The organism is [Bacteroides] pectinophilus, assembly GCA_025146925.1.
GTDB lineage: Bacteria > Bacillota > Clostridia > Lachnospirales > Lachnospiraceae > Bacteroides_F > Bacteroides_F pectinophilus.
Genome location: CP102260.1, coordinates 423,380 through 448,642 on the forward strand (window position 1 = coordinate 423,380; position 25,263 = coordinate 448,642).

Below are 25,263 nucleotides of genomic sequence, written 5' to 3' on the forward strand. Positions count from 1 at the left end.
ACAAAGGTATGATAGATACATATGTTGCCATAGATCTGGAGACAACCGGAACCAATCCTGCTGAGGACAGGATAATTGAGGTAGGGGCGGCAAAAGTGGAGTGTGGACGTGTCGTGAGCATATTTTCAACATTTGTCAATCCACAGATATCAATAAGTCCGAGAATAACGTCTCTCACAGGCATTACAGATGAAGATGTTGCGGGTGCACCGGTAATTGCCGATATAATTGCTGATATGATTGCATATACAAAGGATGTTCCGATTCTCGGACACAATGTGATATTTGATTACAGCTTCATAAAAAAAGCAGCAGCTAACAGTAAGCTGGAATATGCAAAAGAAGGAATTGACACGCTTAAGATTGCGCGAAGAATTCTCCCGGATGTTCCGCATAAGAATCTTCCGGCGCTGTGTGAGCATTTTAAGATAGACCCGGGCAAGAGCCACAGGGCGCTTGATGATGCGATAAGTGCATCGAAGCTGTATTACGCACTGTATGCTGTTAATCCGGAAGATGAGATGTTCAATAAGGCAATGGTTCTTAATTATAGCGTTAAGAAGGATTCGCCGATAACGCCGGCACAGAAAAAATACCTTACGGCACTTGCTCAATACCATAATGTGGCGGTAACAGTTCCAATAGACAGTATGACAAAGAGCCAGGCCTCACGCATGATTGATGGTATTATCGGACAGTATGGCAGAATCCCGGTATATTAAGTACGTGGTCAGGCATTCAGCTCATCCATTTTTTTGAGAATATACTTTTTCATCGGAGTGTTCAGCATATGAACGCGGTTACGGAGATTGTTGAATTTGTCTGAATCTCCGTTTTTTATATAGCAGGATGCCAGCAGAATGTAGTTGCTGCTTGTGTCAGTACCGCATTCGATTCCGAATTCAAGGACGCGGACAGCTTCTTCAACATGACCTTCATTAATGAGCTGCTCACCCCACTTTACTATGGTGCCGGTAAGTGATGCATAATTATTATCATACTCAGAGAGTGCGGGCAGATTGGCAGCACCGTAAGTAAGCTTAAGGTCTGTGTTGGTTATTCCCTGAAGATTTACTATCCTGCATGATGCGAGATGCCTGATTGTTTCCTGACAGGAAGCAATTTCTTTTGAGGGATTTGAAAAAAATGGTAGGGAATCAAGCGGGATTGTGATATAATCAAGAGAATCAAGGCTCTGCCGTCTTGTGGCGTTGGCCCTGGATTCACGCTCAAGATAAGCCGATTCGGTTAATCTGTCACGGCGGTAAGTGTATTTTACAAAAGCCGTGAATGCAAGTGAAAGAATCAGAACAATAATAAATATCATCGAAAGCCTCCTGAAAGGAAAATTATGATTAATTTTACAAGCATAAAGAATAAAAAAATCCTAGTTGTAGTAATATCTATAATGATAATAGCGATGGTAGCACCGCTTGTGTTAAGCTCAGTACTTGGAATATTGTAATACCTGTACTGTACAGCTGTCAATTACAATGCTTATGCACGAACCTGAGATGCGCATAAAGTAGCGCAGGAATGGAGGATAGTGATAGTATGCTCTCGGATACAGTTTTCAGAAGAAGCGTTCTTAAGAATATAACTGAATACAGATCAGGCAGCCAGGGCATATTATCAGCAGTCAGCAATGGAAGATATGCGGTTATTGATGCATGTAATGCTCTTGCGTGCCGCGGCGGGGAGCCGGAAGGCATTAATGCGGCGGTTACAATCCCTGACAGCTATGATGAGAAGTTACTCAAAAAGCTCATTGCAGATATAGATGCGCAGTGCAGAACGTGTGGGACACATATTGAGGATGTTGCGGTCAGTACATCTCAGCACATACGGAAGCCTGTTATAACAGCAAGTGCATTTGGCAGAAGCAGTGAGGAAATGCCTGCCGGTATGCAAAAGGCGGGCGGTAATCTTGATATAATCGCATCAGGAAGTATCGGAATGTCAGGCATAATGAATGTGCTGGATTCGCATATGGATGAGGCAAAGAAAGTCTATGCTGACAGTGTCATTAATGCGGCGGCTGCAGACGCGGGGAAGCTGTCTGTCGCAGACAGGGCGTCACTTGCAGCAGGGGCAGGAGCATCATACCTTGTGGCAGCAGGCGATGGCGGTATATACGCAGCACTGTGGCGGCTGGCAGCGGATAATGGATGTGGTTTTGATATTAATCTCAGAGATATTCCTGTAAAGCAGGAGATAATCGAGATGTGCGAGCTGTTTGATATTAATCCTTATGAGTTATCATCTACGGGATGTATGCTGATGACAGCTGAAGATGGATGTGGTATAGTTGATGTACTTAATGAGAATGGCTATGACGCTGTTGTTATCGGGCATACAACTAAGGAGAAGGCTAAGATGATGCATCTTGAAGATGAGGTGCGTTATCTGGATGTACCGCGTAATGAGGAATCAGAAAGGTTTATACAGCTTTAATATAATAGAATGGAGAAGGATAATGAGAGAGAAGATCCTGAATATGCTTGAAAAAAACGGCCGTATTGATATTAAAGATATGGCGACAATGCTTGGAACGAATGAGACTGTAATAGCTAATGAGATGGCAGATATGGAGAAAGAGCATATCATATGCGGCTATCATACACTGATTAACTGGGATAACACAAGCGATGAGAAGGTTACTGCACTTATAGAGATTAAGGTAACTCCACAGCGCGGCGTAGGATTCGACAGTATAGCAGAGAGAATCTACAATTACGAGGAGATTACATCACTGTATCTTATGTCTGGCGGATTTGACTTTACTGCAATTATCGAGGGTAAGACAATGAAGTCCGTAGCACAGTTTGTCTCGAGCAAGCTTGCACCGCTTGAATCTGTTCTTAGCACTTCAACACATTTTATTCTTAAAAAATATAAAGATTACGGCACGGTTCTTGATGTGCCTGACAAAGATGAGAGGATGCTGGTGACACCATGAGAAACCCTGTAGCAAAGAAGGTCACACAGATTGAGCCTTCAGGAATAAGAAAGTTTTTTGATATTGTAAGTGAGATGCAGGATGCTATTTCTCTTGGCGTTGGTGAGCCTGATTTTGACACTCCGTGGAGCGTAAGGGAAGAGGGCATATATTCACTCGAGAGAGGAAGAACGTTCTATACTGCTAATGCGGGCCTTAAGGAACTGCGTATTGAGATTGGCAATTATATCTCAAGAAAATATGACCTGCATTATGATGCTGTTCATGAGATTATGGTAACAGTCGGTGGAAGCGAGGCAATAGACCTTGCACTTCGTGCAATGGTAGATCCGGGAGATGAAGTGCTTATTCCACAGCCAAGCTATGTATCGTATCTGCCATGTGCGGTTATGGCAGATGCCAAGCCGGTAATAATTAATCTCAAGGAAGAGAATGAGTTCAAGCTTACCAGAAAGGAGCTTGAAGAGAGTATAACAGACAAGACTAAGATTCTGGTGCTTCCGTTCCCGAATAATCCGACGGGTGGAATTATGACTAAGGAAGAACTTGAGGAGCTTGTACCGGTTATTATAGAGCATGACCTGTACGTTATCTCTGATGAGATATATGCGGAGCTGACATATAAGGGCAGGCATGTATCGATAGCAAGCCTTCCGGGGATGCATGACAGAACTGTCACGATTAACGGCTTTTCAAAAGCATTTGCAATGACAGGATGGAGACTGGGGTATGCTATAGCACCTAAGATGATTATGGACCAGATGATTAAGCTTCATCAGTTCGCAATTATGTGTGCACCTACCAACAGTCAGTTCGCTGCTGTCGAAGCACTTAAGAACTGCGATGATGAAGTCGCAAAGATGGTAGAAGCATATGACCAGAGAAGAAGATTTTTGATAGATGCATTAAGAGGAATGGGACTTGAATGCTTTGAACCGTTTGGAGCATTTTATGTATTCCCATCAATTAAGAAGTTCGGACTTTCATCAGATGAATTCGCCAGCAGGCTGCTTAGAGAGGAGAAGCTTGCTGTAGTTCCGGGAACGGCATTCGGTGACTGCGGAGAGGGCTTCCTGAGAATATCTTATGCATATTCACTTACTGATTTGAAAAAGGGATTAGAGCGATTACAGAGATTTATTAATAAACTTCAGACCGAATGATGGGTTTGATGAGGTTCCTGTATTCGTGGAGGGAGATACTATGGCGGATTTTAATGTAAACCTTATTAACCCATTTCTTATGGCATCATCGAGCGTGATAAGAGATGTATGCCAGTGCGAACTTAAAGTAGGTAAGCCATACGTAAAAGGCGGAGATTTTAAAGAGGATACTGTAATGATAATGATCGGACTTACGGGCGAGCTCAGAGGACAGGTAATGCTTGTGTTCAATGAGAAGAATGCACTGTCGGTCGTAAGCCGGATGGCGATGATGGAGATTACAGAGATGAATGAACTTGCGGTAAGTGCCATAAGTGAGCTTACCAACATGATTATGGGTAATGCCGCGACAATTCTTTCAACGAAGGGAATTGCTGTGGATATTACACCCCCTACATTCTGTCATGGTTCATTCAGTGTTAGTACCGCTTATACGAAAGATGTATGTGTGCCTCTGCTCTCAGACGGAGAGACATTCGTTGAAGTTGATATTGCGATAAAAGGTGAGGAAGAATGATAAATATAGTACTGCATGAACCGGAGATGCCTGCTAATACCGGTAATATCGGACGTACATGTGTGGCAGCAGGAGCAAGGCTGCATCTCATAGAACCGCTTGGATTTCATATCAATGAAAAGATGGTGAAGAGGGCGGGACTTGATTACTGGGACAAGCTTGATGTAACAGTGTATGATAACTATGAAGATTTTCTTGAGAAGAATCCCGGAGCCAAGATATATATGGCAACAACGAAGGCACCACATACCTACTGTGATGTGCGCTATGAAGATGACTGCTATATTATGTTTGGTAAGGAAAGTGCAGGAATACCGGAAGATATACTTGTGCAGCATCCGGATACTGCAATAAGAATACCTATGATAGGCGACATACGCTCATTGAATCTGTCCAATTCGGTTGCAATAGTTCTGTATGAAGCTTTAAGACAGCATGATTTTGCGGATATGAGGCTTCATGGGCATCTGCGTAATTATGAATGGAGCGAATAATAATCAATGCGGCTTTCTGTAAGAAAGCCGCATTTTTTATACAGATTCAGTGCAGCCGTGTTCCTTCCTGATACCTGAAGCATGAATACAGGCGCAGGCATATTGTTATCATTGGAAGTTGTTAATGCGGCAGCTATGATACACTGCATAAGAAGCAATGCAAGCCCCTTACGGCGGTGATGTGCGTCTGTCTCAACACCCCAGATGCATATGTAGGAATTCTCATCATCAAGGAAGCAGGATGACAGGATATTATCTTCGGAATCAGTTATACAGCAGAACACTGATTCCTCTTCTTCATCTTCATGGAAAAAAAGGTTGGCAGCCGCAAGCTGTTCCTGCAAAGGAACCGGAAGTCCCCCATATAAAGCAGAGCCGGAATCATTATCGGAATTCCCTGCCGGATAATTATTACAGTCGAGCTTCAGAAGATACTCAGAATGTGAGTATGCAGGTGAAGGATTGGATGCTGTATCCGGTGTATTGTCTGATGTGTGGACAGGTGCGTAATAAAAATGGCTTATGTTAAGAAGCGCGGCCGAATGCCGCGCTTCATTAAGCAGTAAGCCAAACACACCCCTGCTGCGCATATCAGGAGCTACAAGTGCAGTAATCTCAGCTTCATCACATCCCGGGACATAGATGAATGAAAGAAAGCCTATTAGATGGCTGCCATCCCAGGCAGCAAAGAAAACGTCAGCATCAGCCTGCACCTCATCTTCATAATAAAGTTCGTATTCAGGCATGCAGGAATTAAGGCTCTCAATACATTCAAGAACATCCGTGGTTAAGCTGTTGTATGCTTTTATTGTAAAAATATTATCAGACATATGGTAACCTAATCTCCGTAAATTATGTGATTATGCGGCATTGCCGGAGCTTAAGGACGAAGTCCCATTCCACCCTCAAGTGTTATTGTCTCACCGCTCATATACTTGAAGTCAGGAGATGCAAGCTGTACGCATGCACGTCCTATCTCAGTCTCTACGTTGCCGTAATGTCCGGCAGGCGGCATCTTAACATTAGCCTTGAATGCATCAGGATAAGCCTGCTGGAACTTCTCAAGCTGGGCAGTCCATGCAAGAGGACATACGATGTTGACATTGATTCCGTCAGGGCCCCATTCTGTAGCCGCAACTCTTGTAAGCCCACGGATACCTTCCTTGGCAGCAGCGTATGCACACTGTCCGAAGTTACCGAAAAGTCCGGCACCCGACGCAAAGTTAATTACTGTTCCCTTAGTCTTCTTAAGATATGGATAACATGCCTTCATGTAGTAGAATGCAGCATAAAGACCTGAATATACGGCAAGGTCAAACTGCTCTGTTGTGTGGTCTGCAAGAGTTACACCTGAAGCAGAGGCCTGTGCATTATTGATAAGTACATCAATTCTCCCAAATGTATCAACTGCCTGCTTAACTACGTTCTGAACGGCAGCCTCATTGTCGGCACCTGCGCTTACATCAGCCTGGACAGGAAGAACCCTGATGCCGTAAAGGCGCTCAAGTTCTTCTTTGGCATCCTCAAGCTTCTGCACGTTACGTCCTGTTATGACAAGGTTAGCCCCTTCCTTTGCATAAGCAGTTGCAATACCATAGCCGATAGAACCGCAGCTTCCGTTACTTAATACGGCGCGTCCTCCACCTGTGATAATGGCTGTCTTACCTGTAAGAAATCCCATGATTCTTATTCTCCTCTCATAATTGAAAATAGTTGCGTTTTGATAACAAAACTTATGTATTATTTTATAGGATATCGAATGTTTAATCAACCAATGAGTTATGTATAATTTCTCAGTATGTATCTTTAAGTATGAAATATTGCAATATGTAAATTGTAATGCCACGAAACAGGGTATTCATTACAACATTGCTATTTGCCATATTTGAATGTATAATTAACTATTATTTGTAGAGGAGCGTATGTAAATGGGCAGGGTAGCAGTACTTACGGACAGCAATAGCGGAATTACGCAGATAGAAGCAAAAGAACTTGGAGTTAGTGTAATACCGATGCCGTTTTTTATTAATGGCCAGATGTATCTTGAAGATATAAATCTTACACAGGAGGAATTCTATAAGCATCTGGTTGAGGATTCGGAGATATCAACATCAATGCCGTCTCCCGGAGAATGCATTGATGCATGGGAGAAACTTCTTAAGGAGTATGATGAAATTGTATTTATACCTATGTCGAGCGGTCTCAGCAGCTTCTGCCAGACAGCAACAATGCTTGCAGAGGATTACGATGGAAGAATACAGGTTGTCAATAACCAGAGAATATCTGTTACGATGAGACAGTCGGTTCTTGATGCGAAGCAGTATGTGGCACAGGGACGCAGTGCGGCGGAGATTAAGCAGCTGCTTGAAGAGTCTAAGATGGAGTCGAGTATTTATATAACACTTGATACACTTAAGTATCTTAAGAAGGGTGGCAGAATAACACCTGCAGCGGCTGCAATCGGTACAATACTTAAGCTTAATCCGGTACTGCAGATACAGGGTGAGAAGCTTGATGCATTTGCAAAGTGCCGCGGCAAGCAGGCAGCTAAGAAGACGATGATTAGCGCCATTAAACATGACCTTGAGACAAGATTTGCAGATGCGGCAGGCAATAAGAGAATTCATATTGGTGCAGCATATACAGGTAATCCTGAAGAGGCAGCCGTGTGGGAAAAAGAGATAAGGGAAGCATTTCCTGAATATGATTTACATATGGATCCGCTGTCACTCAGTGTTGCATGTCATATAGGACACGGCGCGCTTGCAATAACAGCGACTGTATATGGTCCGGAGCTTGATTCATAGTATGTAAGGAGAACAGTATGTTAAGATGTGACGTTGCTAAGACAGACAAGTGGAGCATTGAGGATATATACGAAGATGATGCTGCGTGGCAGTCTGATTATGACTGCTTTGCGGATGAATTAAATAAAGGACTTCAATACAGAGGGCGTCTCGCTGATTCAGCGCAGACGCTCCTTGACGCAATAAAGATATATGATGAACTTGATGAGAAAGCAGAGAAGATATATGTATATGCATATATGAGGCTTTATGAAGATATGTCAGATGCTGCAAGTCAGGGAATGGCGCAGAAAGCGCAATCGCTTGTAGTTAAGTTCGCTTCTGAATATTCATTTATTGAACCGGAGATTCTGGCAATTGACGAGAATATCCTGCGCGGCTGGATGAATGGAAATTTGGGGCATTATACGCATATGATAGAGGATATCCTTCTGGAGAAGCCGCATACACTCTCAGCAGACAAAGAACAGCTGCTTGCACAGGCGTCGGTTATGCAGAGTGCGCCTAAGGATATATTTTCACAATTCAACAATTCAGATATCAGGTTCGCAGATATCACGGACGAGAACGGAGAAAGTGCGTCTCTTACCAATGGCGTATATGGGAGATTTATGGAGAGCAGCGACAGGCGTGTAAGGAAAGAAGCTTTTGAGAGCCTGTACAGGGAATATGCCGGGCATATTAATATGCTTGCGGCGGCATATACAGCCAATCTTAAGCAGGCGGGATTCTATGCGGGAGTGCGTAATTACGGTTCATCTCTTGAGATGTATCTTTCACAGAATAATATACCGGTTAATGTATACACAAATCTCATAGATACAGTGAACAGGCGGATGGAGCTTATGCACAGATATGTAAGGCTGCGTAAGCGGGCACTCGGAGTTGATGAGCTTCATATGTATGATGTCTATGCACCTATGGTTCCGGATTACAGTATGAAGGTGGGCTATGATGAAGCCAAGGAGATGGTGCTTGAAGGAATGAGACCGCTCGGAGAGCATTACGGCAGGATACTCCGTGAAGGCTTTGACGGTGGATGGATTGATGTAAGGGAGAATCAGGGCAAGCGCAGCGGTGCGTATTCATGGGGAGAGTATGGAACACATCCTTACGTAAGCCTTAATTATTCGGACAGACTTGATGATGTATTTACGCTGGCACATGAGATGGGGCATGCAATACATACATATCATTCTAATAAGAAGCAGCCGCATGTATATGCAGGATACAGGATATTTGTTGCAGAAGTGGCCTCTACATGTAATGAAGTACTGCTTATGAGAAGTCTTCTTGAGAAGTGTACGGACAATAGGGAAAGAAAGTATCTGCTTAATCATTTCCTTGAGCAGTTCAAGGGAACTTTGTTCAGACAGACGATGTTTGCTGAATTTGAAATGCAGACGCATGAGGCACTACGGAATGGAGAAGCACTTGGGGCGCAGGACATTTGCAATATATACAGGAAGCTGAATGAAAAGTACTTCGGAAGTGATATGGTGCTTGATAAACAGATTGAGTATGAATGGGCAAGAATACCGCATTTTTATACGCCTTTTTATGTATATCAGTATGCAACGGGCTTTTCGGCAGCAATTGCTATAGCCCGGTCACTTATTGACGGTTATAAGAAGGGGGATGACAGTGCCCGTGAGGGATATTTCAGATTCCTTTCGGGCGGCAGCTCTATGCATCCGATTGAACTTCTTAAGCTGTGCGGCATAGATATGACATCACCGGCTCCTGTCGAGGCCGCATTGGATGTATTTGAGGAGTTGTTGGATGAATTTGAAAATGGAATCTGAAGGAATGAAATGTGGTATGGTTCTCGATAAAATATACAGGTATACTGTCGGAATGCTTATGATTGTTATTACGGGTGTACTGTTCGCAATGGCATTGTGCGGTACGTCATTCATATCCCAAAGTGAGCATACGACATACAGGGCAGACAATTTTATTGTGCAGCTTGCAGCAGTACTTGCCGTTACCGCAATTACATTTGCTGCCGTCAGGATTAAGAAGCAGCCGGAATTTAGAAAAGCCGCAGCTGCGGCATGTGTACTGCTTGGAATTTTTCTGTTTGCGCTTATAGTCGGAACTCAGATGGCACCCGGTTCGGATTCGGGAATGATATGTGCGGTCGCAAGACGGATAATACGCAATGACCTGTCGGAAGATTTTACACAGACAACGATTCGGTATATGCAGAAGTATCCCAACCAGAATGGAATGGTTGTATTTATATGGGCACTGTTTAATTTTATCGGAACGGACAATTATATTGCACTTCAGCTGATTAATCTTGCAGCACTTTTTATTGCATATTACTACATATACAGACTTATAAAGGAAGTGTTTGGCGAAGATATTGCAGCGGTAAGCGTTATTGTCATGTGTATGTTCCTGCCGTTTTCAATATATGTCATGTTTGTCTATGGAACGATGCTCGGAATGGCATGCGCCATGGCGGCGTGCTATATGCTTGTACGTTTTGTCAGAGACGGACATATGAGGCATGGCGTGCTGTCAGCAGTCATGGTGGCACTTGCATGCGTATTCAAGTCTAATTATATGATTGTGTTTGCAGCACTCCTCATTACAGAGCTGATTACACTGATTAAGACAAGAAGCAGGAAGATGCTCGCAGCAGCAGTGCTTATGACAGCACTTAATATGATGGTAAGTCCGCTTACATCAGCTGCATATACTGCAATATCCGGCGATGCCGCAAGTGACGGAGTACCGCATCTTGCATGGGTTGCAATGGGACTTCAGGAAAGCCCCGGCAGGGCAGAGGGCTGGTATAACGGATATAACGACAGGGTATATGCGGATAATAATGGGGATACGGCGGCTGAGTCACAGCAGTGCAGGGAATATCTCAGACAGAGAATTCCTTATATGTTAAAAAATCCTGCATATACAGTTAAGTTCTTTGCAAAAAAGACGGCATCGCAGTGGAATAATCCTACATTTGAATGTTTTACGTTTATTGGGGACATGCAGACTGCCAATCATAAAGTAATGCCATCAATGGAAGCTATATATACTGACGGTACTTCAGTTAACAGCCTGCTTATAAAATTTATGAATATAATGCAGAGTGTGATACTGGGTGGTGCATTCGCATATTTCGTACTTAATTTTAAAAGGTCAGACTTACAGGAACTTATATATGCACTCATATTTGTCGGCGGCTTTTTGTTTCATTTTATGTGGGAAGCCAAATGCCAATATACGGTTGTATACATTTTACTATTGATACCTTACGCAGTTATGGGATATAATGCCATGTGTAGAAGACTACAGGAACGGGGTAGATAAGGGAATGGGAATTTCCACATGCAAGGGCATATATGAAATCATAAGAAGAACACTTTCCATGGTTAACCGCAATATAGTCAATCACGGAGAAGTGGTAGGATATATAGTTTCAAAGATGCTGGAGTACGAAAGAGTATATACACATGCTGAGATAGTCAACTATACAATGGTTGCAATGCTTCATGATATAGGAATGTACCGCGAGGAGAATATTAAGAATGTAGCCGATTTCGAGAATATTGTTGTATGGGAACATTCTGTTTACGGATATCTTTTCCTTAAGTATTTTACACCTCTTGGCAATCTTGCGGATATCGTGCTGTATCACCATCTGGCTTATAAGAAGCTGAAAACGGTTGAGTCAAAGCATGAGCATATAACAGAATGTCTTGCACTCGCTGATCAGATGGATACATATATGCAGCAGAAGAGCGGGATGATGGATAAGTCATATTTTATTAATAATGTGGATGTCAGATTCTCAAGAGCTGCGCTTGAATTATTCTTCAAGGCGGATGCCCGGTACGGAATACTTAAACATCTGTCTGACGGAAGCTATAAGGATGAGATTAATGAACTGCTGGACAAGTTTGAACTTAACGAGCGTGAGAGAAGGGCATATCTTGATATGCTTGTATATACAATCGATTTCCGAAGCGAATTTACCGTAATACATACGATGTCAACAGTCAATTTTGCGCAGCAGCTCGGACGCCTTATGAGACTGTCAAGTGTTGACCTTAAGAATCTGTACTATGGTGCACTGCTTCATGACCTTGGCAAGCTTGCAATTCCGGTTGAGATACTTGAGTCGCCGGGAAGACTTAACGATGCCGATATGGAGATTATGCGTTCACATGTTACAATAACAAGAGAGATTCTTGACGGAATAGTGGATGATGCCATAAGGGATATTGCGGCGAGGCATCATGAGAAGCTTGACGGTTCGGGATATCCGGCAGGACTTACAGAGAAAGATCTGACATTCCCGCAGCAGATAGTAGCTGTGGCAGATATACTCAGCGCACTCTATGGCAAGAGGAGCTATAAAGAAAGCTTTGATGCAGACAAGATAAAAGATATATTAAGAAGTGATGCGGATAACGGCAAGATAAGCCGGAGGGCTGTAGACTGTCTTATGCGTAATTACGATACGATTATAAAGAATTATGAGAAAGAGAAGGCTAATACAGTCGGTCTTTATCTCATGATTAAGCAGAAGTATGACGAGATTATTCCGGGCTTCAGGGCACTTGGCAATAATTGAGTCCTGACTTAATGAACGGTGGAAACTGATGTTTATAGGTAATGTTGAGATTAAGAATAATGTGATTCTGGCACCGATGGCAGGCGTAACCGACCTGCCATTCAGACTGTTATGCAAGGAACAGGGCTGTGGAATGCTCTATTCCGAAATGGTAAGTGCCAAGGCCATAATGTATAATAACAGAAATACGGATGAACTTCTTAAGGTAAGACCTGAGGAGAACCCGGTAGCTGTCCAGTTATTCGGATCTGATCCGCAGATTATGGCTGATATGGCTAAGAGAATTGAGGAGCTGCCATTTGATACGATAGATGTCAATATGGGCTGTCCGGTACCTAAGGTGGTTAATAACGGAGAAGGCTCCGCACTTATGAAGAATCCGCTGCTTGTCGGGCAGATAGTGAGTGCAATGGCAAAAGCCGTGAAGAAGCCGGTAACCGTGAAGATACGCAAGGGCTTTAATGATGATATGATTAATGCGCCTGAGATTGCCCACATAATTGAAGAATCCGGAGGAGCATGTGTTGCCGTACACGGAAGAACAAGAGAGCAGTATTATACCGGTAAGGCAGACTGGGACATTATAAGACAGGTAAAGCAAAGAGTGCATATTCCGGTTATCGGTAACGGAGACATAACGGATGCGCTGTCTGCCAGAGCCATGCTTGATGAGACCGGCTGTGATGCCGTAATGATAGGAAGAGCTGCGAGAGGTAATCCATGGATATTCAGGGAGGTGTCGGAATATCTTCAGAATGGTACAATACCACAGCGTCCATCGGATGAAGATGTCCGTAATATGATACTCAGGCATGCCAGACTACTTGTGGAATGTAAGGGCGAGTTTACCGGAATAAGAGAGATGAGGAAGCATTTTGCCTGGTACACGGCGGGCTTTCCCAATTCGTCGATGCTGCGCAATCAGGTCAACTTTATAGAGAGCCTTGAAGCCCTTGAAGAGCTCGTTAAGAATGTTAAAAAACTATGAAGAAATGATTAAATTTTGTTTGACACAAAATAGCGAATATGGTACGATACAAGAGGTTGAGGGACATGATTTGTTCACAATTCAACCTCATTATTTTTATTTTTATTCGGAGGTACTTGGAATGAAAGGTACAGTAAAGTGGTTTAACAACCAGAAGGGTTACGGCTTCATCTCAGACGAGTCAGGTAACGATGTATTCGTTCACTACTCAGGACTTAACATGGAAGGCTTCAAGTCACTTGACGAGGGCGCTGAGGTAGAGTTCGACGTAGTTAATGGCGCTAAGGGACCACAGGCTACTAACGTAACAAAGTTATAATCAAAGAAGTTTTACAGTGTGCCTTTTTCTGATAAAATATATATATAATTTATTTAGAAGAGATATATTGTTACACAACGAAGATTATGTACATGAGGACTGCTGCGTATGCGGCGGTCCTTTTGTAATGTCTAAATGCATTGCAAAATCCGTTTCGGTTATTTATAATAGAGATACCGCATTTTTGCGTGGGAAAGGATTAATGTTTTATGAATGATGGTTTTGATTTATCTATGATTGACATGTCACAGACGGTGCCGGACAGCACGGCATCCCTTATAAGTGCAGGAGGCATGGTTATACTATCGGTATTCCTTGTGCTGCTTTTTGTAATTTTCATACGTTACAAAGCTAAGATAATGCCGCTTATAGCAGGTGTTCTGGGATATGTGATATTTATATTTATGGGAAGTAATTTTGTCATAAGCATACTTCCGGACTTCGCAAGGCCTGACGGAATGACAGGAGGCATGGAGATATGTATGACATCACTTGTCATGACACTGTTCTACACGATTGCGAGAATATGTGTTGCTAACATAATTAAGGACAGATATAAGGGACCGGGAGATGTATTTATCGCCGGACTGGGGCTTGGTGTAGGTGATGGCGCAGTGTATGGAATAACAACGATTATGACTATGAGTGTGCTTGCATCGTCAATTAACCATGCGGGACTTGAGGAACTCCTTCTTAATACGGGGCTGTCAGCAGATGCGGCCGTAGATCTGTATGTGTCTACAATATCACCGCTGATTCATGTACCTCCTGTTGTATGGCTGCTTATGGGAATCAGTCTCAGTATGGACATGATTATGAATATAGGCCTTATGATGATATGCAGCGGTGTTGCGGACGGAAAGCTTGATGGCAGATGGTATGCAATTACAGCGGTTATTAATTTTGTAATGCTTATTCCGTTTACATTTAATTCAACTAATTACACAACGACTGCGCAGGCTGTTGTACCATTTGTAATTAAAGCAGCCATGTTTGCTGCATTTGCATATATGGTGTTAAGAATTGATAAGGAAAAGCTTGGTTCAATGCTCAGTAAGGATCTTAAGGGTTACACATATGAGAGGATGCCAAGATTCGGTAATCTGAGGAAGAAGTAATGAGGGATATGGGACACAATAATCAGAAAAAGGTTGCTGCAATCAATGACCTGTCGGGATTTGGAAGGTGTTCAACTACGGTGCTGCTTCCGATAATTTCATATATGGGAGTCCAGTGCTGTCCTGTTATTACATCCATATTTTCCAATCATTCAGGATATGACAGTTATTTTTTTGATGACTGCACTGATAAGATGCAGCCGTATATTGATGAGTGGAGGAAGCTCGGTCTTGAGTTTGAAGGAATCTATACCGGGTTTCTGGGGTCACACAGACAGATTGATATTGTAAGACGTTTTATAGATGATTTCAGGACGGAGAGAACAACAGTAATAGTCGACCCTGTTATGGGGGACGGAGGCAGTGCATATTCAACATATACAGAAGATATGTGCAGGGATATGAGGCAGCTTGTCAGCAAGGCGGATATTGTGACACCTAATGTTACGGAAGCGTGTATGCTTACGGGAACCGAATACAGGGAGAAGTATACGGACGCGCAGCTTCACGAACTGGCAGGAATGATAGCACAGCTTGGTCCGAAGAAGATAGTTATAACAGGAATCCGGCAGGGAAGCAGTTATATTTCCAATTATGTATATGAGGAGAATGCTGACGGCAGTGTTAATGCAAGGCGGCTTCGTTCTAAGCTTGTAGGTACTACAAGATGCGGAACGGGTGATATATTTGCATCAATAATATGTGCCGACGCTGTCAACGGGGTACCTCTTGAAAAGTCAGTAAGAAAGGCATCTGCATTTATAAAGGAATGCATACTTAAGTCAATGGAATATGATATTCCTGAGACGGACGGAGTGTGCTTTGAGGAAGTCCTCTACAGACTGAAAAGATAGGAGCAGTAATGAAAAATCATAAGACTAATGCCATGAGGCAGTTGGATGCAGCAGGGATCGAGTATGATGTTAAGGAGTATGAGGTGGATGAGAACGACCTTTCGGGGGTGCATGTTGCAGCACAGCTTGGGCAGCCGCCTGAGCAGGTATTTAAGACGCTTGTCCTGCATGGTGACAAGATAGGATATTTTGTGTGCTGCCTGCCTGTGGATCAGGAACTTGACCTCAAAAAGGTTGCCAGGGCATCAGGCAATAAGCATGCGGAGATGATTCCGATGAAGGATCTGCTTGGGGTGACGGGATATATAAGGGGCGGATGTTCGCCTATAGGTATGAAGAAAAAGTTCCCCACATTTATTGATGAGACGTGTGAGCTTTTTGATGAGATGGCCGTTAGTGCAGGTGTACGCGGCATGCAGATAATAATTAATCCGCAGACACTTATTAAGTTCACGGATGCAACCCTGGCAGATCTTACCACGTATTAAATGTAGTGCAAGGGTGGATTTTATTGGATAATAGTGATATAATCCACTACGGTAAATATTGGATATCAGGATATTAAGGGAAGAGGCAAAATGAAGAAGAACGATGATGATTTGTTGGATATCGAGGACATAAGCCTTGATGAGACACAGAATCTGTCAGATGCATTAGAGGATATCGAAGATATTCTTCTCATGGACGATTCGGACGATGATGACGATTCAGATGATAATTATATAGCAATGTATGATGATACAGATGATGACAATCAGAGCGGTAATGACGGGGTATTTGAACTCGATCTTCAGGAAGTAGATGAAGATAATGATGATTCCGTTGATGACAATGACGATGAGGACGATTCAGATGATGATGATGAGTCTAAGGGTGTAATTGAGCTCCTTGGACATGTTGGCGGACGTATTGCAGCATTTACGAAAGGCAGATATGCAATAGCTGCCGGCGTAGCAGCTGTTATTGTTGCCGTTGCAGCGGGAACAGCTGTTGTACTTACTATACGCAATACTAATAAAAAGGCGGCATCACCGCAGACTTCACCGGTTGTTGCACAGGCAGTTGTTGAGACTGAGGAAGCAACACATCCTATGCCGCTTCAGGGAATGAAGCTTGAGGCAGTTGCGGATGAGTCATCGATTACGGCGAAGATACTTGATGAGTCGGGTTCAGCACTGGAGGGACATGATTTTGTTGTTAAGCTTTTCTCGGGAAGCCTTGATGATAATAAGGAGAAGGTAGACAAGATCCTTGAAAAGCAGAAGGAGCTGGCAACTCAGGCAACTACGCAGGCAGCAACAACAGGTGCGACTAAGGCGGCGCAGACACAGGCAGCCCAGACCAAGGCAGCACTTGATGCACTTGAGGAAGATGCCATGTCATACAAGGATGAAGACAAGAACGGCGAGGTTGTGATAAAGAATCTTGATGCCGGTACATATACGCTTCTCGTTCAGGCCGAAGCAGGATTTGAAGTTCCTGATGCAACTGAAGCCACTATAGTCAGGTATGAAGTCATTGACAATATCATGGAGCAGGTTGTCGAGCAGGATGCAGATACCGAGAAGGAAGATCCGCAGGCAGTAAGGGAAGCGGAGGCACAGCAGCAGACAACTGCAATATCTGCAACTACGCTTCCTGCAGTAACCAAACCTTCTGTAACAGCAGGAAAGAAAATCATTACTATTACAAAGTTTAAGAAAAATGGTGATGAGATTGTATACACGGCTAATAACACAGGTACATATTACAATTATTCGGATGTTGAATCTTATATTAACGATGACAACAGACAGACGATAAGCCTTGACGGTGGTTCTTCAATTACAGGATATGTATATGAAAAATCCACATACAAGATTACGGATGGCGAGTATGATGTTGTATCAAAGCTGCTTGTGGAAGTCGATAAGACTGCAGATGCATCAGAGCTTAATATGCTCTCGGATATGGCGGAGGTAAGACTTACATCTTCGTCTAAGGCTGCGGCAACACAGGGACAGACGCAGAATCAGTCATCAACTAAGCCACAGGAGACAACTAAGCAACAGGAGACAACTAAGCCGCAGGAGACAACTAAGCCGCAGGAGACAACTAAGGCGCAGATAACAACACAGGCACAGACAACGACGCAGGCACAGACAACAACGCAGGCACAGACAACAACACAGGCACAATCCACGGCTCAGGCACAGAGAAGATTCCAGGTTGTTGAACTCAGCGTGGTAACAGAAGAAGAGACAAAGCAGGTATTGGACGGCTGGTATGCTGATGGCGGAAGTATGATGTATCTTGATAACGGAGCAGCATTCACCGGATGGCATTGGATAGACGGACTTAACTATTATTTCAATGCAAGCGGCGCACTCAGCTCAACTCTTGTAATCGATGTCTCAACATATAATGGCGATATCAACTGGAGTGCAGTCAGAGCGTCAGGCATAGATAATGTAATTGTCCGTGTCGGGTACCGAGGCTGGGGAACAGGACGTATTGTTAAGGACAGCAGATTCGACCAGAATGTAAGCGGCGCAAGGGCAGCAGGACTTAATGTGGGTGCGTACTTTGTAACACAGGCAGTCAATACGGCTGAAGCTGTAGAGGAAGCCAGCTTTATTGTTCAGGAAGCAGCAATGAACGGACTTAATCTTCCACTTGCAATTGATGTTGAGTGGGCCGGAGGCGGCGGAGAGCAGGGCAGAGGCAATTACCTCTCAGCCGGTGAGAGAACAGCAGTTATCAATGCGTTCTGTGAGACTGTAGCAAGTGCTGGAAGAATGCCTATGGTATATGCAAGTAAGTCTTGGTTTAATAACTATATTAACGCAGGAAGCATTGTATCATATGCGCAGATATGGGTAGCACAGTATGCAGATATTGATGAGACAACATATGGCGGAAGATATGATATGTGGCAGTTCAGAAGCGACGGAGCTGTTAACGGAATCGGCGGTAATGTAGATATGAGTGCATATCTCAGATAAAGAATCAATTACTTCAGCAGAGTAACGGCAATTGGAGGAATAAAAACCGTGTGGAATTACAGTTTTGTTTCACACGGTTTTTTAGAAAATAAGAGTTAGACATAACTAACACATGCGATGACAAACGCAGCCGGGATTGGGGAGTGAGTGGAAGATTTAAAATTTCAAAAAATGGTAAAGTAGACACAAAAATATTTTAAAAAAATTAGCACTCACCTCTTGACAGTGCTAACAATTAGTGTTATAACATAGCCAGAACGAAGGAAGAGAACAAAAGGAGGACATGAATGAAAGTCCTATGAGTTCCCATAACATCCCGGTTCCAGGAAACAAGGTAACGTGCATGAGATGTTCACAGAATGTGAACATATATTAGAAAAGGAGCGATGACTTATGTTAATGCCTAGTATTTTTGGAGAAGATTTGTTTGATAATTTTATGAATGATTTTTCATTTTACAATGATGCACCATTCGAGAATGTTGAGAAGAAGCTTTACGGACATCACGCAAAGAATGTTATGAAGACGGATATCAAGGAAACGGATGAAGGATACGAACTTGAGATTGACCTTCCGGGCTTCGCAAAGGATGAAGTTAAGGTTTCTCTCGACAATGGATATATGACAGTTTCTGCTGCTAAGGGTCTTGACAAGGATGAGCAGGAGAAGAAGTCAGGTAAGTATATCCGCCGTGAACGCTATGCAGGCGCCTGCGAGAGATCGTTCTATGTTGGTGATGAGATTACTGAAGAAGATGTAAAGGGCGAGTTTAAGCACGGAATGCTTAAGCTGTTCATACCTAAGAAGGAAGCTAAGCCGGAAGTTGAACAGAAGAAGTACATTTCAATTGAAGGCTGATTGAATTGAATCTGTAAGCTGCATCCCGCAGGCAGATTAATTCAATACATAATGTGAATATGAAGCACCGGAAGCGATTCCGGTGCTTTTGTTATGCTGTCTGCTTAAATTATTCTACTGTATTAATTAAGATATGTTATAATAAAATACATAACATAACGGAAGGAAAAGAAAATTAATGAAGAAAAGCAGAGCAGCAGTATTGCTTGCACTTGCTGTAATATTTATATTCGGCAGAAGTGATAGCGTACGTGCGGAGGATGATTCTAATTTTACAAATCTTATTGTATTTGCGAGATTTGCAGATGAAGATGAATTTGTTGATGATGTTTATGAGGGAAGCACGGTAAGGGAAATAACAGATAATTCATATAATACGGCAGAGTACAGCGTTAGTGATTATTACCGGAGTGTATCAGATGACAGGCTTCGCATGAAGAGTGTATATCTGTTTGATAATGGCGGTTCTGTCCGATTGTCACATCAACGCGGATACTATGCAGAATACAGCGATACCAATAAGATAGGTTATGCAGATGACAGTGAGGCCGCAGCCCGCATGTATGAGCTTAAGCGTGAATGGTCAGATGCGGTCAATGCTGCAATATCTGCCGGAAATGTGATATCTGATTATGACGGTTCAAAGACATATTCATTTGACGAGCTCGACAAAGACGGTAACGGAACAATAGATTCAATTACAATAATTTATAAGAATACGACACAGAACAACATTGCTGTAAGCTGGGCATCACCATTGTGGAATTATACGGATTACGCGGATTATGTTGAGATAGGCACCGGCAAAGGCACCATAAAAAGCAGCAGGTATGTACAGATCACCAATTCATATGCAAGACCGGATGGAGATTCCAACGGATATCTGTTCAGGGATTCTGACGGCAGAATTATGTTGTCTGTTGCAGCAGCAACACACGAGATGGGACACGTAATGGGGCTGCGGGATTTGTACAATTCCTACAATTCATCACCTGTATATTATATGTCATTAATGGCTAAGCATATATCGCCGGTGCCGCAGTTTATTTCGGTGAAAGAGAAGGAGGCGCTTGGCTGGGTTCATGAAGGGGACGTTGAAACACTTGTGGCGGATGGCGAATATAATCTCAGGGCGCTGGGGACATCCGGCGGTAAAGGTGCAATAGGGTATAAGCTTGATATACCGGCTAAGAATAAGACACTGTATCTTGAGTACAGAAACTTTGAGACAGATGGCAATAAGTATGATTCTCAATATAAGACCCTGTATAAGATGAACGGTAACACGGTTGACAGAATTCCGATGAAATCCGGTCTTGTCTGCTATCTTATAGATACCGGTACCAAATTTCCAAGCAATATGAATTTCTCATCACCGAGATGGAATTATGAAGTACTTGGCGGCACATATAATACAAAATCAGATGCGGCGCTTGCAGCGGGAGAAGATATAGGTATTTATTCTGATATATATATTGAAGTAGAAAGTGTTGATGATAACTGTCTTACTTTCAGAATTGAAGGTGACTTTGAAGAGCACATACATACAGGAGGAGAGGCAACATGTGTTGAACGTGCTGTATGTTCTGTATGTCATAAGAAATATGGAGAGCTCAATCCCAATAATCATAAGAATACATTTATAAAAGGAGCATCGGATGCAACATGCCGCGAGACCGGATATACAGGCGATATGTATTGCAAAGACTGTGACAAAATGATATCTAAGGGCAGTGCAATTGACAGAATCCCACATCAGTTAAAGCACGTTGAGGCCAAAGCGGCAACGGCTGCAAAGGAAGGAAATACGGAATATTATTTCTGCCGGATATGCTCAGGATATTTTGCTGATGACGCCGCATCGCATGAGATTGAGTTTAAAGATACGGTGACGGACAAGCTTAAGCCTTCAATAATAGAAGGCAATAATGCATCTGTTGATGCATCGGCGGCAGTGGCAGCAATATTCAGGTCTGATGCAGCATATTCGGATTTTATCAGAGTTGCGGTTGATGGCAGGCAGCTTGTGGAGAATAAGGAATTCTCTGCCATGGAAGGCAGCATAATTATCACGCTTACTCCTGAATTCATAAAAGGTCTTTCAGCAGGAAGGCATACATTGGAGATTGTTTCGGCAAGTGGAACGGCAGCAACAGATTTTACTGTTATAAGTGGCGGCAGCCAGCAGGAGCCGACAACAGCACCGCAGGAGACAACGGCAGCACCGCAGGAGACAACGGCAGCACCGCAGGAGACGACAACAGCACTACAGGAGACCACAACAAAAGAACCACAGGAGCCAGCAGCGGCAGCACAGGAGCCGACGGCAAAAGAGCCGCAGGAGACAACGGCAGCAGCACAGGAAACCACAACAGCTTCAACCGCTCCATATTCAGCCGGGGATATATCATCACCTGATACAGGAGACAGTTCACATGCCGGCATATGGATTGTCATAGCAGTAATATTTGCATTTTTTATATGGCTGATGTTGACATTAAAATCAGCACAAGACCATAATTATAAGTAGTTAGTATAAACTTACTATGACCGGAGGTTATTTATAATGGACAATGTGAATTATAAATATAATGACATTAATGAGAGATATAAGCGACTTAACCATTTTACCATACTGTCAATATCCATTATGGCTGTTGTAGTATTGGCCTATCTGTGGCTTAAGCTTGCCAATGGCGGGATTAATAAGTCTCTTGTATATGGTGTAACGGCTGTTGTAGCTGCAGCAAGCATCATTAATGGTATCATTAATGTGAAGAATAAGTCTAATTCGTATCTGAGTATTGCAGCCGCAATTGACGTATATATTATATATATTCTTATAGGGTTACAGACGGATGCAACATTTATTCACTATATGCTTTTTGGTATTCTTATATTACAGATTCCGTATTACAGGAAGAGAAGAATGCTCTATACAACGATAGGTGCAATCGTTTCATTTATACTGGTACTCGTTATGCAGGCTGTACACGGTGTCAGCGCTATGGATGTTAATGCATTTTGTCAGGCGATGCTTGAATTGTCCGTAATTGTCGGAATATATTTTGCGGGAAAGATATCGATTGCATTCAATGGTGATGCGCTTGGTGCAGCCAAAGACGAGCAGGAGCGTGTTAATAGCATACTTAATGATGTTTTGAATACCTCAAATACTGTTAAGAATGAAACAGCCAGAAGTACACAGCTTATGGATGAGCTTGTTACAAGTACTAAGTCTGTTGCCGGCAGCATGAATGAGATATCTGATGCTGCTTATTCCACAGCAAAAAGTATAGAAGAACAGAATACTATGACCGCCCATATTCAGGAAGCAATTGCACAGACTGAGAGCAAGTCCGTGGAGATGGTCAGCATAGCTGACAGTTCATCCGAGAGTGTGCAGAGTAATATCAAAGTGATTGAGGAGCTGGAGGAACAGTCAGCCAGAATCACCGAGACTAATAAGAAAGTAACTGAATCCATGACCAAGCTTCAGAACAAGACGGCAGAAGTTGAACAGATTGCGGGAATGATTCTTAATATATCAAGCCAGACCAATCTGCTTGCACTTAATGCATCTATAGAAAGTGCAAGGGCGGGAGAGGCCGGACGTGGTTTTGCGGTTGTTGCGGATCAGATAAGACAGCTTGCGGAGCAGACCAAGAATTCTACTGAAGAGATTACGAGAATAACATCAGAACTTAATGCTAATTCGCAGGATGTTGTCAATTCCATTAATGGTTCGATTGAGGCCAGTGATATTCAAAGCCGGAAGATATATGCGGCCGGAGAGGCATTTAAAGAATTAAGCAATAACATGGAAGAACTCAGGAGCCATATTAATGAAGTTGACAGCCATATTGCAGAGCTTTCCAAGTCTAACGACAGGATTGTTGAGAATATCTCACAACTTTCGGCGGTTACTGAGGAAGTCACGGCGAGTGCCGATCAGGTCAGGAATATGAGTAATGATAACCTTGAATGTGTTGAGAAGGTGAAGATGGCTGTTGATACTATCAGAAGAACAGCGGATTGTTCACAGAATGTATAACAGCCATGGACAGCATTTGTATTTTTGCTTGTCAGTGGAATATTTAATTGGTTATCGGGCAGTGGAATTGATTAGTTCCATAATAACCGGAATAGCATCATTCTGACGGCTTACGCTCATTGCACCGATATACTGGTCACGCCTTGCATAGAGGTCATTAATTGCTTTGAGAAGCGTTTCATTGGTAATATTCTCTTCTTCTATGACACTGCTGTATCCCTGCTGTTTGAATGAGTTGGCATTAAGAATCTGATCACCGCGGCTTGCATTGGCTGAAAGCGGAATCAGAAGGTTAGGCTTTCTTAATGCCAGCAGCTCGCAGATAGCGTTGGCACCCGCTCTCGACACAACAATATCACTCATTGCGAATAAATCACGCATCTCTTTGTTAACGTACTCAAACTGCACATAACCGTTAAGATTCTTAAGGCTCTCGTCAGTTTTGCCGGCACCGCACAGATGGCATACCTGATAGGTCTTGAGAAGTTCGGGAAGTATGGCACGTATAGCATTGTTGACATGAACTGCGCCGGTGCTTCCTCCTGTCACAAGAAGAACGGGCTTAGCTGTTGTAAAACCACAGAAATTAAGACCTGCAAGCTTGTTGCCGCTGAGGAGCTCCTGCCTTATAGGTGTACCTGTAAGAACGGCTTTGTCAGCCGGGAGCAGTTTGACTGTCTCAGGAAAATTACAGCATATCTTACTTGCGGACTTAGCAGTGATTCTGTTAGCCAGACCCGGAGTCATATCCGATTCATGGCTTATGACCGGGATATGATGCGCTGCAGCAGCGAGAACAACCGGCACGGACACATATCCTCCCTTTGAAAAGACAATGTCAGGCTTCAGCTTTTTCATAAGTGACGCACTTTCACTATATCCGTGGATTACATGGAATGGGTCACTTAAGTTCTTAAGGCTCTTGTAACGTCTTAATTTGCCTGTATCTATTCCGTAATATGTTATTCCGAGATCTGTAATAAGCTTCTTCTCTATTCCGTCATAGGAGCCTATGTAGCAGATGTCATAACCGGCATCCTTAAGACTTGGAATAAGTGCAATATTAGGTGTAACATGTCCGGCAGTTCCACCACCGGTAAATACGATTCGTTTCATGATTATTCTGCCTTTCCGATTCCGTCCTTATATGCAAGGAGTGCCAGTGCAAGCTGGTCAGGACATGATGTTGACTTGAATCCGCATCTGATGCCTTTCATACGCTTAATGGCTTCATCAATATCCATACCTTCAACAAGTCTTGCAACACCCTGTGTATTACCTGAACATCCGCCTTCAAACTGTACATCTGTGACTTTATTGTCTTTTACGTCAAATGTGATTGAACGTGAGCAGACACCTTTTGTATTGTATTTCATGATAGTACCTCATTTCTGTGCCTGGGAATTATATGCACATAAAATTTTACAATATAGTATATCACAAATGAGACAACGATATCAATAGAGGGAAAAATCCGTTTTTGTATAAATTTATGCTCTGATATCCATACTAATTACGGAAGTATTATTTAAATTAAGGTGAAATGAGGCAGTC

Annotated in this window: 24 protein-coding genes; 19 read left to right on the forward strand and 5 right to left on the reverse strand. The window is 43.0% G+C overall.

Annotation, left to right across the window (positions count from 1 at the left end):
* Positions 1 to 8 precede the first annotated feature (8 nt).
* Complete coding sequence (locus NQ488_01935) at positions 9 to 722, forward strand: exonuclease domain-containing protein (GenBank protein ID UWN96093.1); 714 nt, start codon at positions 9 to 11, stop codon at positions 720 to 722.
* Between the two features lie 8 nt (positions 723 to 730).
* On the opposite strand, the gene NQ488_01940 is transcribed toward NQ488_01935, so the two are convergent.
* Positions 731 to 1,327, reverse strand: coding sequence for a hypothetical protein (locus NQ488_01940; protein UWN96094.1), 597 nt, complete (start codon positions 1,325 to 1,327; stop codon positions 731 to 733).
* Positions 1,328 to 1,536: 209 nt separating this feature from the next.
* On the opposite strand from NQ488_01940, the gene NQ488_01945 reads away from it, so the two are divergent.
* From NQ488_01945 to NQ488_01965, 5 genes are read left to right on the forward strand one after another with little or no spacing between them, the layout of a single operon-like run.
* A complete protein-coding gene (locus NQ488_01945; GenBank protein UWN96095.1) occupies positions 1,537 to 2,454 on the forward strand; it encodes an AIR synthase-related protein in 918 nt (305 codons plus the stop codon).
* Between the two features lie 22 nt (positions 2,455 to 2,476).
* Positions 2,477 to 2,959: an Lrp/AsnC family transcriptional regulator gene (locus NQ488_01950; protein ID UWN96096.1), complete on the forward strand. Its 483-nt coding sequence runs from the start codon at positions 2,477 to 2,479 to the stop codon at positions 2,957 to 2,959.
* The gene (locus tag NQ488_01955; GenBank protein ID UWN96097.1) at positions 2,956 to 4,122 is read left to right on the forward strand and encodes an aminotransferase class I/II-fold pyridoxal phosphate-dependent enzyme; all 1,167 of its coding nucleotides are present in this window, start codon (positions 2,956 to 2,958) and stop codon (positions 4,120 to 4,122) included. The genes NQ488_01950 and NQ488_01955 overlap by 4 nt, the downstream gene beginning before the upstream one ends.
* A 40-nt stretch (positions 4,123 to 4,162) precedes the next feature.
* Positions 4,163 to 4,639 carry a chemotaxis protein CheX gene (locus tag NQ488_01960; protein UWN96098.1) on the forward strand — a complete coding sequence of 159 codons (477 nt, stop codon included), beginning with the start codon at positions 4,163 to 4,165 and terminating at the stop codon, positions 4,637 to 4,639.
* Entirely contained in the window at positions 4,636 to 5,133 is a 498-nt protein-coding gene (locus NQ488_01965) for a tRNA (cytidine(34)-2'-O)-methyltransferase (GenBank protein ID UWN96099.1), read from the forward strand. The genes NQ488_01960 and NQ488_01965 overlap by 4 nt, the downstream gene beginning before the upstream one ends.
* Here the strand turns inward: NQ488_01965 and NQ488_01970 are convergent.
* Both NQ488_01970 and NQ488_01975 read right to left on the reverse strand, forming a co-directional pair.
* Positions 5,115 to 5,963, reverse strand: a complete 849-nt coding sequence (locus NQ488_01970) for a GNAT family N-acetyltransferase (protein UWN96100.1) — start codon at positions 5,961 to 5,963, stop codon at positions 5,115 to 5,117. The genes NQ488_01965 and NQ488_01970 overlap by 19 nt on opposite strands.
* 50 nt (positions 5,964 to 6,013) lie before the next feature.
* The gene (locus tag NQ488_01975; protein ID UWN96101.1) at positions 6,014 to 6,814 is read right to left on the reverse strand and encodes an SDR family oxidoreductase; all 801 of its coding nucleotides are present in this window, start codon (positions 6,812 to 6,814) and stop codon (positions 6,014 to 6,016) included.
* Between the two features lie 247 nt (positions 6,815 to 7,061).
* Between NQ488_01975 and NQ488_01980 the strand changes: the two genes are divergently transcribed.
* From NQ488_01980 to NQ488_02040, 13 genes are all read left to right on the forward strand, one after another.
* A complete protein-coding gene (locus NQ488_01980; GenBank protein UWN96102.1) occupies positions 7,062 to 7,940 on the forward strand; it encodes a DegV family protein in 879 nt (292 codons plus the stop codon).
* Positions 7,941 to 7,957: 17 nt separating this feature from the next.
* On the forward strand, positions 7,958 to 9,745 hold the full coding sequence (gene pepF, locus NQ488_01985; GenBank protein UWN96103.1) for an oligoendopeptidase F: 1,788 nt from the start codon (positions 7,958 to 7,960) through the stop codon (positions 9,743 to 9,745).
* The gene (locus NQ488_01990) at positions 9,723 to 11,267 is read left to right on the forward strand and encodes a glycosyltransferase family 39 protein (GenBank protein ID UWN96104.1); all 1,545 of its coding nucleotides are present in this window, start codon (positions 9,723 to 9,725) and stop codon (positions 11,265 to 11,267) included. Before pepF ends, NQ488_01990 begins: the two co-directional genes overlap by 23 nt.
* On the forward strand, positions 11,230 to 12,534 hold the full coding sequence (locus NQ488_01995) for an HD domain-containing protein (GenBank protein ID UWN96105.1): 1,305 nt from the start codon (positions 11,230 to 11,232) through the stop codon (positions 12,532 to 12,534). Before NQ488_01990 ends, NQ488_01995 begins: the two co-directional genes overlap by 38 nt.
* A 28-nt stretch (positions 12,535 to 12,562) precedes the next feature.
* A complete protein-coding gene (gene dusB, locus NQ488_02000; protein ID UWN96106.1) occupies positions 12,563 to 13,522 on the forward strand; it encodes a tRNA dihydrouridine synthase DusB in 960 nt (319 codons plus the stop codon).
* Between the two features lie 121 nt (positions 13,523 to 13,643).
* On the forward strand, positions 13,644 to 13,841 hold the full coding sequence (locus NQ488_02005; protein UWN96107.1) for a cold shock domain-containing protein: 198 nt from the start codon (positions 13,644 to 13,646) through the stop codon (positions 13,839 to 13,841).
* A 209-nt stretch (positions 13,842 to 14,050) separates the two neighbouring features.
* A complete protein-coding gene (locus NQ488_02010) occupies positions 14,051 to 14,959 on the forward strand; it encodes a hypothetical protein (protein ID UWN96108.1) in 909 nt (302 codons plus the stop codon).
* Between the two features lie 8 nt (positions 14,960 to 14,967).
* On the forward strand, positions 14,968 to 15,813 hold the full coding sequence (locus tag NQ488_02015; GenBank protein UWN97083.1) for a pyridoxamine kinase: 846 nt from the start codon (positions 14,968 to 14,970) through the stop codon (positions 15,811 to 15,813).
* Positions 15,814 to 15,821: 8 nt separating this feature from the next.
* Entirely contained in the window at positions 15,822 to 16,301 is a 480-nt protein-coding gene (ybaK, locus tag NQ488_02020; protein ID UWN96109.1) for a Cys-tRNA(Pro) deacylase, read from the forward strand.
* A gap of 90 nt (positions 16,302 to 16,391) precedes the next feature.
* A complete protein-coding gene (locus NQ488_02025) occupies positions 16,392 to 18,797 on the forward strand; it encodes a hypothetical protein (GenBank protein UWN96110.1) in 2,406 nt (801 codons plus the stop codon).
* Between the two features lie 393 nt (positions 18,798 to 19,190).
* The gene (locus tag NQ488_02030; GenBank protein ID UWN96111.1) at positions 19,191 to 19,655 is read left to right on the forward strand and encodes an Hsp20/alpha crystallin family protein; all 465 of its coding nucleotides are present in this window, start codon (positions 19,191 to 19,193) and stop codon (positions 19,653 to 19,655) included.
* Positions 19,656 to 19,833: 178 nt separating this feature from the next.
* Positions 19,834 to 22,185, forward strand: a complete 2,352-nt coding sequence (locus NQ488_02035; protein UWN96112.1) for a hypothetical protein — start codon at positions 19,834 to 19,836, stop codon at positions 22,183 to 22,185.
* A 36-nt stretch (positions 22,186 to 22,221) separates the two neighbouring features.
* Positions 22,222 to 23,709 carry a methyl-accepting chemotaxis protein gene (locus tag NQ488_02040; protein ID UWN96113.1) on the forward strand — a complete coding sequence of 496 codons (1,488 nt, stop codon included), beginning with the start codon at positions 22,222 to 22,224 and terminating at the stop codon, positions 23,707 to 23,709.
* A 51-nt stretch (positions 23,710 to 23,760) separates the two neighbouring features.
* Here NQ488_02040 and NQ488_02045 read toward each other — a convergent pair whose 3' ends face one another.
* Together NQ488_02045 and NQ488_02050 are read right to left on the reverse strand one after the other, a co-directional pair.
* The gene (locus tag NQ488_02045; GenBank protein UWN96114.1) at positions 23,761 to 24,825 is read right to left on the reverse strand and encodes an undecaprenyldiphospho-muramoylpentapeptide beta-N-acetylglucosaminyltransferase; all 1,065 of its coding nucleotides are present in this window, start codon (positions 24,823 to 24,825) and stop codon (positions 23,761 to 23,763) included.
* 2 nt (positions 24,826 to 24,827) lie between these two features.
* Positions 24,828 to 25,085, reverse strand: a complete 258-nt coding sequence (locus NQ488_02050; protein UWN96115.1) for a TIGR03905 family TSCPD domain-containing protein — start codon at positions 25,083 to 25,085, stop codon at positions 24,828 to 24,830.
* Positions 25,086 to 25,263 lie beyond the last annotated feature (178 nt).